Origin of the sequence: Pseudomonas mandelii (genome assembly GCF_006438925.1) — a bacterium.
GTDB classification, from domain to species: Bacteria; Pseudomonadota; Gammaproteobacteria; order Pseudomonadales; family Pseudomonadaceae; genus Aquipseudomonas; species Aquipseudomonas mandelii_C.
This window is the reverse complement of record NZ_RCZA01000002.1, coordinates 256329-271649: the sequence shown is the minus strand read 5'-3', so window position 1 is coordinate 271649 and position 15321 is coordinate 256329. Positions and strand designations below refer to the sequence as shown.

The window sequence follows — 15321 nt, the reverse complement described above, 5'->3', positions numbered from 1 at the left end:
TCATTCAACGATGATGTCGAATGAAACGCCGCCTTCGCGAGCAGGCTCGCTCCCACCAGTCGAACTCACCAACGGTTCCAGGCCCATGACGATCATCGGTTTGCTGCGCGCGTAGCGGCTCAAGCGTTCGCTCATGGCGTAGGGCATTTGCGGATCGAAGGAAAACCCTCGGCGTTCATAAAAGCCCCGCAAATCGGGATGGCAGAACAGCCAGACCGGTTGGTCGAGACCGCGCACCGCTTCGGCGATCAGCGCCGCCGCGATGCCTTGTTCCCGACAAGCCGGATCGACGAACAATCCCGTCAACCAATGTCCGCCCGAGACTGGCCGCAAACACAGCGCGCCAATGATCTCCTCGCGTCTGGCGACCCACAGCTGAGCGTCGCGAACCGCTTTCATCGACGATTGGTGAGCGCGATAAAACTTGTTCATCAAGGGCCACAAAGGCTCGGCGAGCAAGGTGTACTGGGTGTTGGGCATGGTCTTCGACTGTCGGTGCGCAAAGCGGGCGATTATAAAAGAACGCGCGCGCAGCGATAGGTGTATACCTGATCTCACATCCCGTATGAGTGGAGTAAGTATCATGGCCAAAGGCATGGATTCAAAAAAAGCGGCAAAGAAAAAACCGGCAAAAACCGCCGATGAAAAGCGCGCGGACAAGAAGGCCAAGAAGGTGGATGTGTTCGGTCATTGATCCCGCCGCTGGTAAATGATCGTTCCCACGCAGACGGTTCGACGCCTCGACGTGGGAACGATCCTCAAAAATAATCTGCAAGAAAACCCTGCTCCATTGCACAGAAGGGGACTGGTCCCCGATCTGAGCAACGCCAATGCCCCATTACTTCGATACCGCCCACCGAAAAGAAATCGAAACCCTGCGCCAACGCCTGACCGCTCGCACCGAGTGGCCGACCTGGTTGCTGCTGATCGGCGTGTACGCTGGTTGGTTCAGCATTGTTTTGGGGAGCCATCGGTTGGGGCTTTGGTGGAGCACTGTGCTGTTGATTCCGTTGGTGGTGCTCTGGTTATCGGTGCAGCACGAATTGCTTCACGGTCATCCCACCCGCTGGACATCGTTGAACAAGATCCTTGGCTACGCGCCGTTCGCCGTCTGGTATCCCTACACCCTGTATCGCGACAGCCATTTGCTGCATCACCGCGACGAAGACCTGACCCTCCCGGGTCGCGATCCGGAAAGCCGTTACCTGAGCGCCGAGCAGTGGCAGGGCAGTTCACTGTTCGAACAGAGTCTGCACTGGCTGAACAAAACCGTACTCGGACGCTTTGCCCTCGGGGCACCGCTGGCCTTGCTGGCGCTGGCCAGGGAAGAACTGCAACGTCTAAAGGCAGGTGAGCGGCAGGCCTGGTTGATGTGGCTGACCCACGGCACGTTGGCCCTGCTGATGTTGCTGTTTGTCGCCCACTACAGCGTGCTGCCGGTGTGGCATTACCTGTTGTTGATCAGCGTGCCGGCGCTATCGATTGCGATGATTCGCTCCTACTATGAACACCGTCCCCACGCCGAGCCCGAGCAAAGAACGGTCATCAATGAAGCCGCCTGGCCGTGGCGCTGGCTGTTCCTCAACCTCAATCTGCATTTGGTGCATCACGATTTGCCGGGGCTGCCCTGGTACGACTTGCCCCGCGCCTACCACGCGCGTCGCGAGCAATGGCTGGCGCGCAGCGGCGGGTTTCTGGTGCAGGGTTATGGGCAGTTGTGGCGACAGCACGGGGTGAAGGCCATCGACAGCCCGCGCCATCCGTTTCACTGATTTTTATGATCGACACCTGACCCCTGTGGGAGCGAGCCTGCTCGCGATAGCGATGTTACTGGCAACATCAATGTTGAATGTAATGACCTCATTCGCGAGCAGGCTCGCTCCCACAGTGAAATTTTGTCGCCTGGAAGGTTTCGATGACTGAACACATCGCTGAATTACTGATGTACGTCGCCCCCGAACCGATCCGCGAGGCCAACGAGCGCTGGCTGACGCGAATGCTTGAGCGACTGGATGCCACCCGCCGCAACGCCGAGGGCCTTTCGCTGATGGACCTCTGGTTGTCCCCGCACTTGCTGTTGACCCAAACCTGCGGCTACCCGCTGATGACAGCGTTGCGCGGTCGGGTCCGGGTCATCGGTCGTCCTCGTTATGAACTGCCGGACGCCAACGGTGGCAACCATTGCAGCCTGTTGTTGAGTCGCGCCGATGATCCACGGCGCAGCTTGCCGGCCTTTCGCGACAGTCGTGGGGTGATCAATGGCGAAGACTCCAACAGCGGCATGAACCTGCTGCGTCACCGGCTGGCGCCGCTGCATCGAGACGGGCAGTTCTTCGCCAGTGTCGGTATCAGCGGCAGCCACCGCGAAAGCCTGCGCGGGTTGCGTGAAGGGACAGCGGACCTGGCGGCCATCGACAGCGTCACCTTCGCCTATCTGGCGCGGCACGCCGAAGAAGAAGTGGCCGGCCTGCGGGTCATTGCGCGAAGTGCGTTCAGTCCGACCTTGCCGTATATCACCGCCGCGACCGTCACCGATGAACAGGCCGAGGCGCTGCGACAGGTGATGAACACGACGTTGCAGGCATTGCCCGAAGTCAGGGAAATCCTCGGTCTGCAAGAGGTATTGCCGGCCGGCGAAAGCGACTATCAGATTGTGCTCGACTATCAGCTAGAGGCTGAAGCGCTGGGGTATGGGCGATTACGGTAGGGGGGAAGAACGCAGCCTCGTTTCACTCGACAGCTGCTACAGGAAATCGGTGTACATCTGTAGCAGCTGTCGAGTGAAACGAGGCTGCGTTCTTTTGATGTTTAATTCCAGTATGGAATATAAAAATGCTTTTTAAGTATTATTAATGAATAAGGCTCCTTGCTAGGATCGCGTCACCGGATCACCGGACATTCAGCGACCCCTAACCCTTGGAGCCTCTATGTCCGGCACCGACCTTTCCCATCGCAACGACGTGGGCGGATTGTTCCGCGCGCACTACCCCTGGCTGTGCGCACGGTTGCGCCGGTATCTGGGCGCCAGTTCCAGCGTCGAAGACATCGCTGCCGAAACCTTTTTGCAGCTACTCGAATCGCCGGGGCTGACCCCGATTCGCGAGCCTCGTGCCTTGCTCACCACCATTGCCCAGCGGTTGATCTATCAGCTCTGGCGCCGCCGTGAGCTGGAGCGCCAACACCTCGATCAGTTGCAACACCTCGATCAGCCTCAAGCGATCTCGCCCGAAGAACGGGTGCAACTGACCCAGGCCTTGCATGGCCTCGACCGTACGCTGGAGCGCTTGCCGGGCAAGGTTCGCGCAACGTTCCTGTTGTCGCGAATCGACGGTCTGACCTACCCGCAAATCGCCGCCGAACTGGGCATTTCACAGCGCTCGGTCAGCGTTTACATGACTCGTACCCAAGCCCTGTGCGCTCGGCACAGCGCCAACCAATCCTCGAATCCCCTGACCCGGAGGTCCGCATGAGATCGATCAAAACCCTGCTCGGCAGTTCGCTGCTGGCCCTGAGCCTTGTGGCAACCCACGTTCCCGCCGTGGAGAAAACTGCGCCGATCCACTTCGGCGACATCACCTGGGAAAGCGGCAGCCTGATCACCGAAATCCTGCGATTGATTGTCGAGAAAGGTTACGGCTACCCGACCGATACCTTGCCGGGCAGCACCGTCAGCCTCGAAGCGGCACTGGCCAGGAACGATATCCAAGTGATCGGCGAAGAGTGGGCCGGGCGCAGTCCGGCGTGGGTCAAAGCCGCCTCGGAAGGCAAAGTGTTTGGGCTGGGCGACACGGTCAAAGGCGCCACCGAAGGCTGGTGGGTGCCGGAATACGTGATCAAGGGCGACCCCGAACGCGGCATCAAACCCCTGGCCCCGGAGCTGAAATCCGTCGCTGATCTGGCGCGCTACAAGGACGTGTTCCGCGACCCGGAAGACCCGAGCCGAGGACGCTTCCTCAACAGCCCGACCGGCTGGACCTCGGAGATCGTCAACAGTCAGAAACTCAAGGCCTATGACCTGACCGGCAGCTTCGTCAACTTCCGTACGGGTTCTGGCGCCGCGCTGGATGCCGAGGTGGCTTCGTCGATCCGTCGTGGCAAACCGGTGCTGTTCTACTACTGGTCGCCGACGCCGCTGTTGGGGCGTTTCAAACTGGTGAAACTCGACGAGCCGGTCTTCGACGCCGACGCCTGGAAGACCCTGGCCGACGCCAATAACCCGAATCCAAAAGGCACGCGGTCGATGCCGGCAAGCCTGGCAATCGGCGTGTCTGCGCCGTTCAAGGCGCAGTACCCGGACCTGGTGGCGTTCTTCGAAAAGGTCGACCTGCCAATCGACCTGCTGAACCATACGCTCGGCCAGATGAGCGAAAAGCGCCTGCAACCGCGTCAGGTGGCCGAAGCGTTTTTGCGTGATCAGCCGCAGGTATGGAAGGGCTGGGTGCCGGGGGAAGTGGCTACCAAGGTGAGTGCAAGTTTGTAGTTTTTTCCTGATGTTTTTGCAGTGCATGAGCTACCGCATTCGCGAGCAGGCTCGCTCCCACAGGTGATTTCGGGTGTTCACGAAGTTGTGATCGACAGAGATCCCTTGTGGGAGCGAGCCTGCTCGCGAATGGTCTTAAGTCCTACACCCACTCCGCAGCCAACGCCGCCTTAACGGCTGGCCTCTGGTCAATTCTGACCTGAAATCGCACCAACGCCGGCCACTGATCCAGATCAATCGCAAACAGGTGCGCCCAGCGCAACACCGTAAACAAATACGCATCAGCAATGCTGAACCCGTCAGCCATCAAATAATCCTGGCGCTCCAACGCCTGGCTCAACACAACAAAACGCTTGAACAGTTTCTCCTTGATGAGCGCTTTGACCTCATCCGGGAACTGCGAACTGAACAGCCAACCCAGCCCGCCATGAATCTCGGTCGAGATGAAATTCAGGCACTCCTGCAACCGTACCCGCTCGAACGTACCGTTCGCTGCCGCCAGGTTCGCCTCGGGTCGCAGGTCTGCCAGGTATTGCAGGATCGCCGGGCCTTCGGTCAGCACTTGGCCATTGTCCAGTTGCAATGCCGCGACGTAACCCTTGGAGTTGATGGCGAGGAAGTCCTCGCCGCTTGCGGTTCTTTTGGTGGTGTTGTCGACGTGGATCAATTCGAACGGTAGACCCAGTTCGCGCAGCACGATATGCGGCGCGAGCGAGCAGGCGTGTGGGGCGTAATACAACTTCATTGGCAGGGCTCTGGCTGGGGATTTACGCCAGTGTCATAGTGCGCGGCACCCTCGGTAAAATTAATCTTTCAGAAAGCGGCCATAAGGAAAGCTACTGCCATGATGAATCTGATGCATTGGCGAATGGTGGTGGCAGTGGCTGACACGGGCAACATTACCCGGGCTGCCGAGCGGGTCGGCATGACCCAGTCCGGTGCCAGCCAGGCCTTGGCGTTGATTGAAGAAACCCTGGGCGTTCAGCTGTTCAGTCGGGAGAGTCGCCAGACGTTACCGACGGCGATCGGCCTGTCTGTCATCGAGCACGCGAGAACCATGCTCGGTGCCCTGGAAAACATCCGCACCAGTGTCGATGCCACCAAAGACATTCAGCGCGGGACGATTCGCCTGGCCAGTTTCCCCATGGTGTTGGCGACTTTTCTGCCGCCGGTGCTGCGTCAGTTCACTCGGCTTTATCCCGGCATTCAGGTGGTCGCGCTGGAAGTCAGTGACGATGAAGTGGAAACATTGCTCGGTGCCGGGCTGGTGGATGTCGGCGTGGTGTTAAACCCGGCGTCTGAGCGCAATGCCGGTCGCCTGGGACGTGATGCCTGGATGGCTGTGGTGCCCGGCGGCCATCCCTTGGCTCGCCGTTCCAATGAAGAAGGTGTCTCCCTGGCGGAGTTGGCGGAGCAACCTTTTGTACTGGCTACGGGCGGTTGCTCTACCAACGCTCGCAGTCTGGCGGAGGATGCCGGGCTGCAACTGCTTGATGTGCGGGTCGAAGTCCGTGAATGGAGCAGTGCGTTCACCCTGGTGCGGGAAAACATCGGCGTGACGCTGGTGCCGCAGATGACACTGCCGAGCCAACTTCAGGGGCTGCGCGTGGTGCCGGTCAAACCGCGTATCGATCGCGAATTTGCCTTGGTGGCCGCTGCGAACAAGCCTCCCTCGGCGGCGGTGCAGGCGCTGATGAGTCTGCTTGCCGAGAAATGACTCATACCGAAGCTGAACCGATTTTGTCCTCAAGACTGGCCGACTAGTGGCCTTGCTTACCTGTCTCGCCTGTCTATGCTGACTCGTAACTAACTATGTCGACCGCCATGTGAAGGCCGTCATACACGTTAAAAGTGTGCGCAACCCAAGGCACCGACTCTGAACAACACGGAGCTGTCCGGTCAATGGAATGTCTTATCAGATCGTTAGGGCTGGTCCGATTCCGGGCTATCAAGAGACGGATGTCTTGATAAGAGCGTTGCGGCATGGACTCTCCGATTAAACATCATTGATCACCTGACCAAGTCCTTCCTGTGGAGGGATGCGTGTGCCTGTTCCTTGGAACGTAGTGGTGGAGCTGTTGAAAGACCAAAGAACTTTCATCAAACAAAAGACCGCGCTGAAGGTGATACGACCATGTTTAACCGACGTCACAAGACTGACCTGCTGGAAATCGAACGATTCAGTTGCGCGCTGGCCGAGGCTAACGCGAAGTTGGCCGCGGTCAGTCGCTCGATGGCTATGATTGAGTTCACCCCCGAAGGGATCGTGCTCGATGCCAACGACAACTTTTGCAGTGCCATGGGTTACAGCGCCGAAGAAGTGCGCGGTAAGCATCACCGGATCTTTTGCGAAGAAGCGTTTTATCGAAGCGAAACCTACGCCAAGTTGTGGCGTGACCTGGCCCGTGGCGAACCGGTGAGCGGGACCTTTTTACGCTTGAACAGGAGAGGCAAGGAGATCTGGCTTGAAGCCAGCTATATGCCGGTGTTCGGCGCTGATCGTCAGGTTCGGAGTGTGATCAAAGTCGCCACTGACATCTCCGCCAGGGTCTCCAAGGAGCACGAAAACGAGAGCATGCTCGCGGCGATCGGTCGCTCCATGGCCGTGATCGAATTCACTCCGGATGGCAAAGTCATCACGGCCAACGACAACTTCTTGAAGAGCATGCATTACTCGCTCAACGAAGTGGTTGGCCAGCACCACAGCCTGTTTTGTCATCGTGCAGAAGCCGAATCGCAGGCCTACAAAGCGTTCTGGGCCTCGCTCAATCGCGGCGAATATCACTCGCACCGTTTCGAGCGCAAAGATAAGCACGGTCATACAGTTTTCCTGGAGGCCTCCTACAACCCGCTGTTCGACACCAAGGGGCGGTTGTACAAAGTAGTCAAGTTCGCCAGCGACATCACCGATCAGGTGACCACCCTGCAAACCGCCGCGGAGTCGGCCCACAGCACCTCGGTTCAAAACGACGCTTGTGCGCAGAAAGGTTCTCAGGTGGTGCAGCAAACGGTGCAGACCATCCAGGACATTTCCAAAGACTTGAACGAAGCGGCGCTGAGCATTGATGCCGTCAGCAAACAGTCCGACATCATAGGCACCATCGTTCAGACCATTCGCGGCATTGCCGATCAGACCAACCTGCTGGCGCTCAACGCCGCGATCGAAGCAGCCCGGGCCGGGGAGCACGGACGCGGGTTCGCGGTAGTCGCCGATGAAGTTCGCAGCCTTGCGGCACGAACGAGCCAGGCAACGGTGGAGATCGTTGAAGTGGTGCGCAAGAACCACGATTTGTCATTGAGTGCAGTGTCGAGCATGCAGTCCAGTTTGAGTCGAACCGGGCTTGGGGTGGAACTGGCGAATGAGGCGGGAGCGGTGATTCTGGAGATTCAACAAGGGTCGCGGCATGTGATGGATGCGATCAGTCAGTTCAACTCGACCTTGCAGATAAGTTGATAGCGGCACCTTGGAAAGGGTCCCGCCGAGCGCAATGCCAGTCAGTTAAGGCGCAGAACTTGTGGGAGCGAGCAAGCTCGCTCCCACAAGGATAGCGGTGCTCAAATCCTTAACTGATCAGCATTACCCTTCGAGATACCCTCTTTTATTGATTTCCGCACTTTTAAAGCGAAGCGGTGGCTCAGCGATGAGCGATGTTTTCCAGTGCCAGGTTGCGGGTTCTTGGGCCGAACCAGCCGATGGTGATCATCACGATCAGCATGCTACTGACAATGAACGCCAGCACCCCCGGCGTGCCGAAGTGCTCGAGGAAAATCCCGATCAGTAAACTGCTGAACACCGTCGACAATCGACTGAATGAATAACAAAACCCCACCGCCCTGGCGCGGATGTTGGTCGGGAACAATTCGCTTTGGTAAGAGTGATAACTGAAGCTCAGCCAGGCATTACAGAAGGTGATCATCACCCCGCAGAAGATCAGGCCGAAGGCGCTGGTTTGCCAGGCGAACAGCGTGCCGAAGGTCATGGCACCCAAGGCCGAGCCGACAATCTGCCACTTGTTCTCGAAGCGGTTGGCGAACTTCACGAACAGCAACGGCCCGAGCGGGTAGGCGAGGGTGATGATGAACGCGTACATCAGGCTGTGCGTCACGCTCACGCCCTGGCCGGACAGCAGCGCCGGTAACCAGTTGCCGAAGCCGAAGAAACCGATGGCCTGGAACACGTGGAAGACAATCAGCATCAACGCCCGACGGCGATAAGGCGGCTGCCAGATATCGGCGAAACGCCCCGAGCCCTGAACATCCACCACCGCCAACTCCGGTTCATCCAGCGGCTTGCCCTGATCCTTCACGCAGCGGGCTTCGATGCCATCGAGAATCTTGCTGGCTTCGTCGAACCGTCCATGCTGGGCCAACCAGCGCGGCGACTCCGGCAACCGCGAACGCAGCCACCAGATGAACAGCGCAAACACCGCGCTCGCCAACACCACCCAACGCCAGCCGGACACACCGAACGGCGCTTGCGGCACCAGCCACCACGACATCAACGCCACCGCCGGCACCGACAGAAACTGTACGAAAAACGCAAAGGCAAATGCCGAACTGCGCATGCGTTTTGGCACCAGTTCCGAGAGGTAGGCGTCGATGGTCACCAGTTCGATGCCCAGTCCGATACCCACCAGAAAGCGCATGCAGATGATGCCGATGGCTGAACTCTGAACGCCCATCGCCACCGTCGCGACGGTGTACCAGATCAACGCGAAAGTGAAGATGGCACGTCGACCGAAGCGGTCGGCCAACGGGCTCAACAGACTCGCACCAAGGAACAACCCGAGAAACGTCGCCGAGGCGAAGGCGGCCTGATCTGAGAAGCCGAACACGCCTTGGTTGCCGGTGGCGAAGATGCCGTCGCGAATCAGGCCGGGGCTGATGTAGGCCGTCTGGAACAAGTCATAGAGCTCGAAAAAACCACCGATCGAGAGCAGCGCCACCAGCCGCCAGATCGTGGAGACGGCGGGGAGTCGGTCGATGCGGGCGGAAATTTGCGCGGCCCGGACGGGGTCGATTCCGTCAGGTTGAGCAAAGGCGGGGGAGTGAGCAGTCATGGGCTGATCCAATACTTATCGTGGGAGAAGCTTAGCCTGCTATCGGAAATGAATGATTGTGAATCTCGGTGGCTTTGCGTCGAGATTCACTCAGTTATTGCAATGAATGTTTACATTTTAGCGATTTGTAGCGCAGGAACCGCTCAAGGCAGGCCGTTGCAGCCATGTTTCAGGAATCCCGGGCGTTGTGCCAATCGTTGGAAATACTCGTCGATGGCCGGGTAGTCGGGGCGCTCCATCGGTGTCATCAGCCAGCGGTTGACCGACAGTCCGATGACGATGTCGGCCAGCGTAAAGTGTGGCCCGGCGACATACGCTTTGGTGGCCGCGAGCTGATGCTCGAGGATGCCCATTTTCTGATTCCAGCCGTGTACACCGGCGGCAATGTGATGCGGGTCCTGGAACTCCGGATCTTTACGTACCAATGCGGTGAACGCATAGCTCAAGGAGGCATTGAGTTCAGTCGCTTGCCAATCCATCCACTGTTCCACCCGAGCGCGGGCCGCGGGTTCGTGGGGTAGCAGATCAGTGTTGTGGTGTTTGCCGGCCAGATAGCGACAGATGGTATTGGACTCCCACAGCACGCCGGCCTCATCGATGATCACCGGCACCAGTGCGTTGGGGTTGAGCCTGAGAAACTCCGGCGTGTGGGTCGACGCATAACCGCCGCCCCAGTCCTCACGTTCGTAGGCAACACCCAGTTCCTCACAGGTCCACAGGACTTTTCTGACGTTGATGGACGAGGCTTTACCCAAAATCTTCAGTGCATGTTCCATTGAGCTACTCCGTTAGCGATTCGACGCTTCAGGAATCTAACAGACATTCAGCGTTTTCAAACCGGGTTCGGCAGTGCCGAAGTTGGCAAACCAAACGTGCGATCAAACAGCCAGTTGAAGGCGAAGGTGTAGCACGGGATGAAAATGATCAGCGCCGCGTCCAGCAGGAAGGCTTGCACCAGGCTGATGTTCATCCACCAGGCGATCAACGGGATGAGGAACACTATCAAGGTTAGTTGAAAACCCACGGCATGGGCGATGCGCCGTTTAACGGTGCGGGTTCGCGAAGGCTGACGACTTTCCCAGCGCTCAAACAGCGTGGTGTAGAAGAAATTCCAGGTCACCGCGATGGTGGTAATGATCACGGCCAACGGGCCTGTGCTGCCGGGCGAGGTGCCGGACAACAACGCCAGACCCAAGGCCGAGAAGGTCATGCCGATGACCTCGTAAAGCGACACGTAGAGCAATTTTCGTTTAACGCCTTGCATGGGAATTTGCCTCTTTCCGCAAACTTGAAGCCAGGAGCACTGGCGAAGGCGACAAAAGATAGCTTCAATAGGCGTGATAGAAAAAGTCGGTAGCTTTCAGTTGTATTGATAGGAAGAGGAATGAATTTCAACAGTGACAGCATCGAGTTGTTCCTCGCGGTGATCGAGCGCGGCTCGTTTTCCGCTGCCGCCCGGGCGCTGGGTAAAGTGCCGTCGGCGGTGAGCATGGGCATCGCCAACCTGGAAGCCGAACTCGGTTATCCACTGTTCGACCGCAGCCATCGCGAGCCGGTGCCGACGGCGATGGCCAGTGCTTTGGTACCGCATGCGCGGCTGATCGCCGAGCAGCTCAAACAGTTGCAAGTGCATGCAGTCGAATTGTCGCTGGGGCTGGAAAGCAAGTTGTCGATCGGGGTAGTGGCGGACATCGACAAGGGCCGCGTGATGGCGGCGATCAAGGTCATCGCCGAGCGTCATCCGCTACTGGAAATCGAAGTGCTCAGCGCGCCGCAGGACGATGTGCTGGCGATGCTCCACAGCAGCCGGGTCAGCGTTTGCCTGGCGTTCGCCGGGCTGAGCATAAACGTGCTGGAGCGGTTCCAGTTCGTCGGTACCGAGCGGATGATTGCCACGTTGGCGGCGGATAATCCGCTGTTTCAAGGCCAGGATTTGTTTCTCGAAGATTTGGTCCACGTACGGCAAATCATCGTCGCCAGCCGCGACCTGCCGATCAGCGAAACCCGGCCACTGGTGGCCGAGTCTTACTGGCGCACCGACACCCTGGCCATGGCGCTGGAAATGGTCGAAGCCGGATTGGGTTGGGGCAATTTTCCACTGTCGGTGGTCCAGCCGTTGCTGGAGGCCGGAAGGCTCAAGCGCCTGAGCTTTCGCAACATCGAGAACGGGTTGGTGCTGCCGGTGCATGCGGTGTGGCTCAAGAGCCAGCCGTTGCAGAAGGGGGCGTTGGCGTTTGTGGAGTTGATGGGGCGCTGAGCGGTGATCCTCTGTGGGAGAGAGCCTGTTCGCGAAAGCGGAGGGGCATTCACCAATGATGTCGAATGACACACCGCTTTCGTCGGAACGCCGCCCGGAGCCAGCTCGCTCCCACACGGGTCAGGTGCTTTCGCGCACCTTCAACTCAAATCCCATGTCCTGCACCGGTTTGGCCACCGTATTACCAGCCATCAACGTCAACATCTGCTCCGCCGCGCGGCGGCCGATGGCTTCTCGTGGGGTGCTGATGCTGCTCAGACGCGGGACCATGTGGGCCGAGGCCGGCAGGTCGTTGAAGCCGAGGATCGCCACTTGTTCGGGGATCTTGATCCCGCAGCGCATGGCTTCGAGCAGTGCGCCCTGGGCCAGGTCGTCGTTGCCGAAGAAGATCGCGTCGACATCGGGATGAGTGGCGAGCAGTTGCAGGAACAGTTCGCCACCAAGGCCGACGGAGGAAGAGCGAGGTGTCAGCACTTCCAGGTCCGGGTCATACAAACCGGCCTTTTGCAGGGCTTTGCGGAAACCTTCGCCGCGCAGCAACGTGCGTTGATCCAGTTGCGCGCCGATGTAGGCCAGACGCTTGCGACCCCGTGACAGCAAATGTTCGGCCGCTGTCTCGCCGGCAGCGAGTTGCGAAAAGCCTACGCAATTGAGCCCGGCTGCGCTGTCCAGTTCCATCATGTACACGCACGGAATGTTGCTGGCCTCGATCATCCGGCGCGAACTTTCGGTGCGGTCGAAACCGGTCAGCAGCAAACCGCGAGGCTGATATGCCATGTAGTTGCGCAGCAGGTTTTCTTCTTCATCACGTGAGTAATGGAAGTTCCCGATCAGCACTTCGAAGCCTTTTGGGCGCAAAACCTGATGAATGGCTTCCAGCGTGTCGATGAACAATAAGTTGGACAGTGACGGCACCAATACCACCACCGAATGGCTCTGGGCCGAGGCTAACGCGCGGGCGGCAGGGTTGACCACGTAGTTGAGTTCAAGCGCCGCTTTCTGCACTTTTTCCACCAGTTCGGTGGCCACCGTGCTGACCCCGCGCAGGGCGCGAGAGGCGGTGATCGGGCTGACACCGGCCAGCCGTGCGACTTCGTTCAAGGTGGGGCGGCCAGTGGTGCGCGTATTTTTATCGTTTTTAGGGGAGATCATCGGACGGCTTGCCAAACAAAATTCGAGGCACTAAGGTAGCGCTGTCTCGACGCAGCTGCAAATGCGTGAGCGGGGTTTGCCTGATCCCCGTTTTTTGGCGTCGGGAACGAACATGCTGCAACCCACAAAAATGACAAGAAGGCGTCGGCAACTTCTGCTTTTGATTGGGAGTGTCCTGTCTCACAAATACTGTTCATTTTTGACGATGTCTCGTCGAAAAGGAACGTATTTGTGAGACAGGACACTAATGTCCTAACTGTCAAAGGTAGCGCTGTCTGCGCGCTGAGGTGTTACATGAATCATCCAATCACCGCCCTGGTCATCATGGGCGTTGCCGGTTGCGGCAAGACTTGCGTCAGCGAGGCCTTGTGCCAACTCAGCGGCGCGACCGCCATTGAAGGCGACACTTTCCACCCCGCCGCCAATATCGAAAAGATGAGCGCGGGTATCCCCCTGAACGACGACGACCGTGCCGGCTGGCTCGACAGCCTGTGCGATGAATTGCGCCGTATTGACGCCAAGGGCGAACGCCCGGTGCTGACCTGCTCGGCCCTCAAACACATTTACCGCGAACGTCTGCGCAGCGCCTTGCCGGGCCTGGGCTTCGTGTTCCTTGAATTGACCCCTGAAGTTGCCGCCGATCGTGTCTCCCATCGACCGGGCCATTTCATGCCGTCGACGCTGATCGACAGCCAGTTCGCCACCCTTGAATCGCCCGTTGGTGAGCCCCTGACCCTGGCTCTGGACGCTTCGAATCACAGCGTCGACCAATTGGCGAAGCAAGCTCATGACTGGTGGCAGGCGCATGGCCTGAAACACGCCGTATGAGTTTTGCCAGAAGAGATAGCGCTGTCCTGTTGGCTTGCGAATTACCCGCTTTAATAACAACAACAACCAGGAGACACCCCTAATGTTTGGCATGTCCCACGAGACGTTCCTGCTGCTAGACGCAGTGGTCACGGTGATCGGGCTTATCGTCCTGATTACCAAGTTCAAGCTTCATCCGTTCATTGCCCTGATCATCGCCGCCGCTTTTCTCGGGCTGACCTCCGGCATGCCGATCGGCACCATCATCAAGGCGTTCCAGGACGGCTTCGGTGGGGTGCTTGGTTTCGTCGGGATCATCCTTGCGTTGGGCACGATGCTCGGCAAAATGATGGCCGAGTCGGGCGGGGCGGATCAAATTGCCCAAACCCTGATTCGCGCGTTCGGCAAGGACAAGGTGCAGTGGGCGATGATGTTCGCGGCCTTCCTGGTCGGCATTCCGCTGTTCTTCGAAATCGGCTTCGTGCTGCTGATCCCGCTGGTGTTCATCGTGGCCCGGCGTACCGGCGTGTCGATCATCAAGATCGGTATCCCGCTGCTGGCCGGTCTGTCCGCCGTGCACGGTCTGGTTCCGCCGCACCCGGGTCCGTTGCTGGCCATCGGCGTGTTCGGTGCCGACATTGGTAAAACCATTCTTTACGGCCTGATCGTTGCGCTGCCGACGGCCATCATCGCCGGCCCGATCTACGGCACGTTCATTTCCAAATACATCCCGGGTCATCCTAACCAGGAACTGGTCGATCAACTGGCGCGCGAGCCCGAGGCGGCTGAGCTGCCGAGCTTCAGCATCACCCTGATCACCGTGCTGTTGCCGGTGTTCCTGATGTTGCTCAAGACCTTTGCTGACGTGGTGCTGCCGGACGGCAATTTCTTGCGCACCTTCATGGACCTGGTCGGTCACCCGATCTCTGCGTTGTTGCTGGCGTTGCTGCTGTCGCTGTACACCTTCGGGCACCGTCAGGGCATGGGCTCCAACAAGATCCTCAAGTTGCTCGACGCGAGCCTTGCGCCGACCGCCGCGATCATTCTGATCATCGGTGCCGGTGGTGGCTTCAAGCAGATGCTGGTGACCAGCGGCGTGGGTGATGTCATCGGCCACATGGCGGTGAACGCACAGATCTCGCCGATCCTGCTGGCCTGGCTGGTGGCGGCGGTGATTCGTATCGCCACCGGTTCGGCAACCGTGGCGACCATTACCGGCGCCGGCATCGTGGTGCCGGTGGTGGGGATGATTCCGGGTGTGAACCGTGAACTGCTGGTACTGGCGACCGGTGCTGGCTCGTTGATCCTGTCTCACGTCAACGACGCGGGTTTCTGGCTGGTGAAGCAGTACTTCAACATGACCGTGGCAGAAACCTTCAAGACCTGGACGGCGATGGAAACCATCCTGTCTATCGTAGCGCTGGGCTTTATCCTGCTGCTGTCGATGTTCGTCTGACGCGATCACCAGACACAAAAAAACCGCAGAGATGCGGTTTTTTTGTGGGTGATGAATCGAAATCCCTGTAGGAGCTGTCGAGTGAAACGAGGCTGCGATCTTTTGATTT

At 58.7% G+C, this 15321-nt stretch carries 15 protein-coding genes and 1 pseudogene; 10 read left to right on the top strand and 6 right to left on the bottom strand.

What is annotated here, in order from left to right:
• On the bottom strand, positions 1-480 hold the full coding sequence (locus EAH74_RS05140) for a GNAT family N-acetyltransferase (RefSeq protein WP_140676710.1): 480 nt from the start codon (positions 478-480) through the stop codon (positions 1-3).
• Positions 481-830: 350 nt separating this feature from the next.
• Between EAH74_RS05140 and EAH74_RS05135 the strand changes: the two genes are divergently transcribed.
• From EAH74_RS05135 to EAH74_RS05120, 4 genes are all read left to right on the top strand, one after another.
• Positions 831-1772 (top strand): fatty acid desaturase, encoded by a 942-nt coding sequence (locus EAH74_RS05135; protein ID WP_140676707.1) that lies wholly within the window; start codon positions 831-833, stop codon positions 1770-1772.
• 143 nt (positions 1773-1915) lie between these two features.
• Positions 1916-2707, top strand: coding sequence for a phosphate/phosphite/phosphonate ABC transporter substrate-binding protein (locus EAH74_RS05130; protein WP_140676704.1), 792 nt, complete (start codon positions 1916-1918; stop codon positions 2705-2707).
• Positions 2708-2927: 220 nt separating this feature from the next.
• Positions 2928-3470: a sigma-70 family RNA polymerase sigma factor gene (locus tag EAH74_RS05125; RefSeq protein ID WP_140676701.1), complete on the top strand. Its 543-nt coding sequence runs from the start codon at positions 2928-2930 to the stop codon at positions 3468-3470.
• Positions 3467-4480 (top strand): ABC transporter substrate-binding protein, encoded by a 1014-nt coding sequence (locus tag EAH74_RS05120; protein WP_140676698.1) that lies wholly within the window; start codon positions 3467-3469, stop codon positions 4478-4480. The genes EAH74_RS05125 and EAH74_RS05120 overlap by 4 nt, the downstream gene beginning before the upstream one ends.
• A 142-nt stretch (positions 4481-4622) precedes the next feature.
• Here EAH74_RS05120 and gstA read toward each other — a convergent pair whose 3' ends face one another.
• Complete coding sequence (gene gstA, locus EAH74_RS05115; protein WP_140676695.1) at positions 4623-5225, bottom strand: glutathione transferase GstA; 603 nt, start codon at positions 5223-5225, stop codon at positions 4623-4625.
• Positions 5226-5324: 99 nt separating this feature from the next.
• On the opposite strand from gstA, the gene EAH74_RS05110 reads away from it, so the two are divergent.
• The 3 genes and pseudogenes from EAH74_RS05110 to EAH74_RS33740 all read left to right on the top strand — a co-directional run bounded on the left by EAH74_RS05110 (position 5325) and on the right by EAH74_RS33740 (position 7934).
• Positions 5325-6197 (top strand): LysR family transcriptional regulator, encoded by an 873-nt coding sequence (locus tag EAH74_RS05110; protein WP_140676692.1) that lies wholly within the window; start codon positions 5325-5327, stop codon positions 6195-6197.
• Positions 6198-6614: 417 nt separating this feature from the next.
• Positions 6615-7391 (top strand): annotated as a pseudogene (locus EAH74_RS33745) (PAS domain-containing protein); the annotation flags it as partial.
• 3 nt (positions 7392-7394) lie between these two features.
• Positions 7395-7934 carry a methyl-accepting chemotaxis protein gene (locus EAH74_RS33740; RefSeq protein ID WP_430539729.1) on the top strand — a complete coding sequence of 180 codons (540 nt, stop codon included), beginning with the start codon at positions 7395-7397 and terminating at the stop codon, positions 7932-7934.
• Between the two features lie 181 nt (positions 7935-8115).
• On the opposite strand, the gene EAH74_RS05100 is transcribed toward EAH74_RS33740, so the two are convergent.
• From EAH74_RS05100 to EAH74_RS05090, 3 genes are all read right to left on the bottom strand, one after another.
• On the bottom strand, positions 8116-9540 hold the full coding sequence (locus EAH74_RS05100) for an MFS transporter (protein WP_123367182.1): 1425 nt from the start codon (positions 9538-9540) through the stop codon (positions 8116-8118).
• Between the two features lie 143 nt (positions 9541-9683).
• Positions 9684-10316 (bottom strand): glutathione S-transferase family protein, encoded by a 633-nt coding sequence (locus EAH74_RS05095; RefSeq protein WP_140676686.1) that lies wholly within the window; start codon positions 10314-10316, stop codon positions 9684-9686.
• Positions 10317-10372: 56 nt separating this feature from the next.
• Positions 10373-10804, bottom strand: coding sequence for a PACE efflux transporter (locus tag EAH74_RS05090; protein ID WP_140676683.1), 432 nt, complete (start codon positions 10802-10804; stop codon positions 10373-10375).
• A gap of 120 nt (positions 10805-10924) precedes the next feature.
• Here EAH74_RS05090 and EAH74_RS05085 point away from each other — a divergent pair, with 120 nt between their 5' ends.
• The gene (locus EAH74_RS05085; protein ID WP_140676680.1) at positions 10925-11797 is read left to right on the top strand and encodes a LysR family transcriptional regulator; all 873 of its coding nucleotides are present in this window, start codon (positions 10925-10927) and stop codon (positions 11795-11797) included.
• A 120-nt stretch (positions 11798-11917) separates the two neighbouring features.
• On the opposite strand, the gene EAH74_RS05080 is transcribed toward EAH74_RS05085, so the two are convergent.
• Complete coding sequence (locus EAH74_RS05080) at positions 11918-12949, bottom strand: LacI family DNA-binding transcriptional regulator (RefSeq protein WP_123367178.1); 1032 nt, start codon at positions 12947-12949, stop codon at positions 11918-11920.
• Between the two features lie 294 nt (positions 12950-13243).
• Between EAH74_RS05080 and EAH74_RS05075 the strand changes: the two genes are divergently transcribed.
• The gene (locus EAH74_RS05075; protein WP_046049516.1) at positions 13244-13777 is read left to right on the top strand and encodes a gluconokinase; all 534 of its coding nucleotides are present in this window, start codon (positions 13244-13246) and stop codon (positions 13775-13777) included.
• Between the two features lie 82 nt (positions 13778-13859).
• A complete protein-coding gene (locus EAH74_RS05070; RefSeq protein WP_140676676.1) occupies positions 13860-15212 on the top strand; it encodes a GntP family permease in 1353 nt (450 codons plus the stop codon).
• Positions 15213-15321 lie beyond the last annotated feature (109 nt).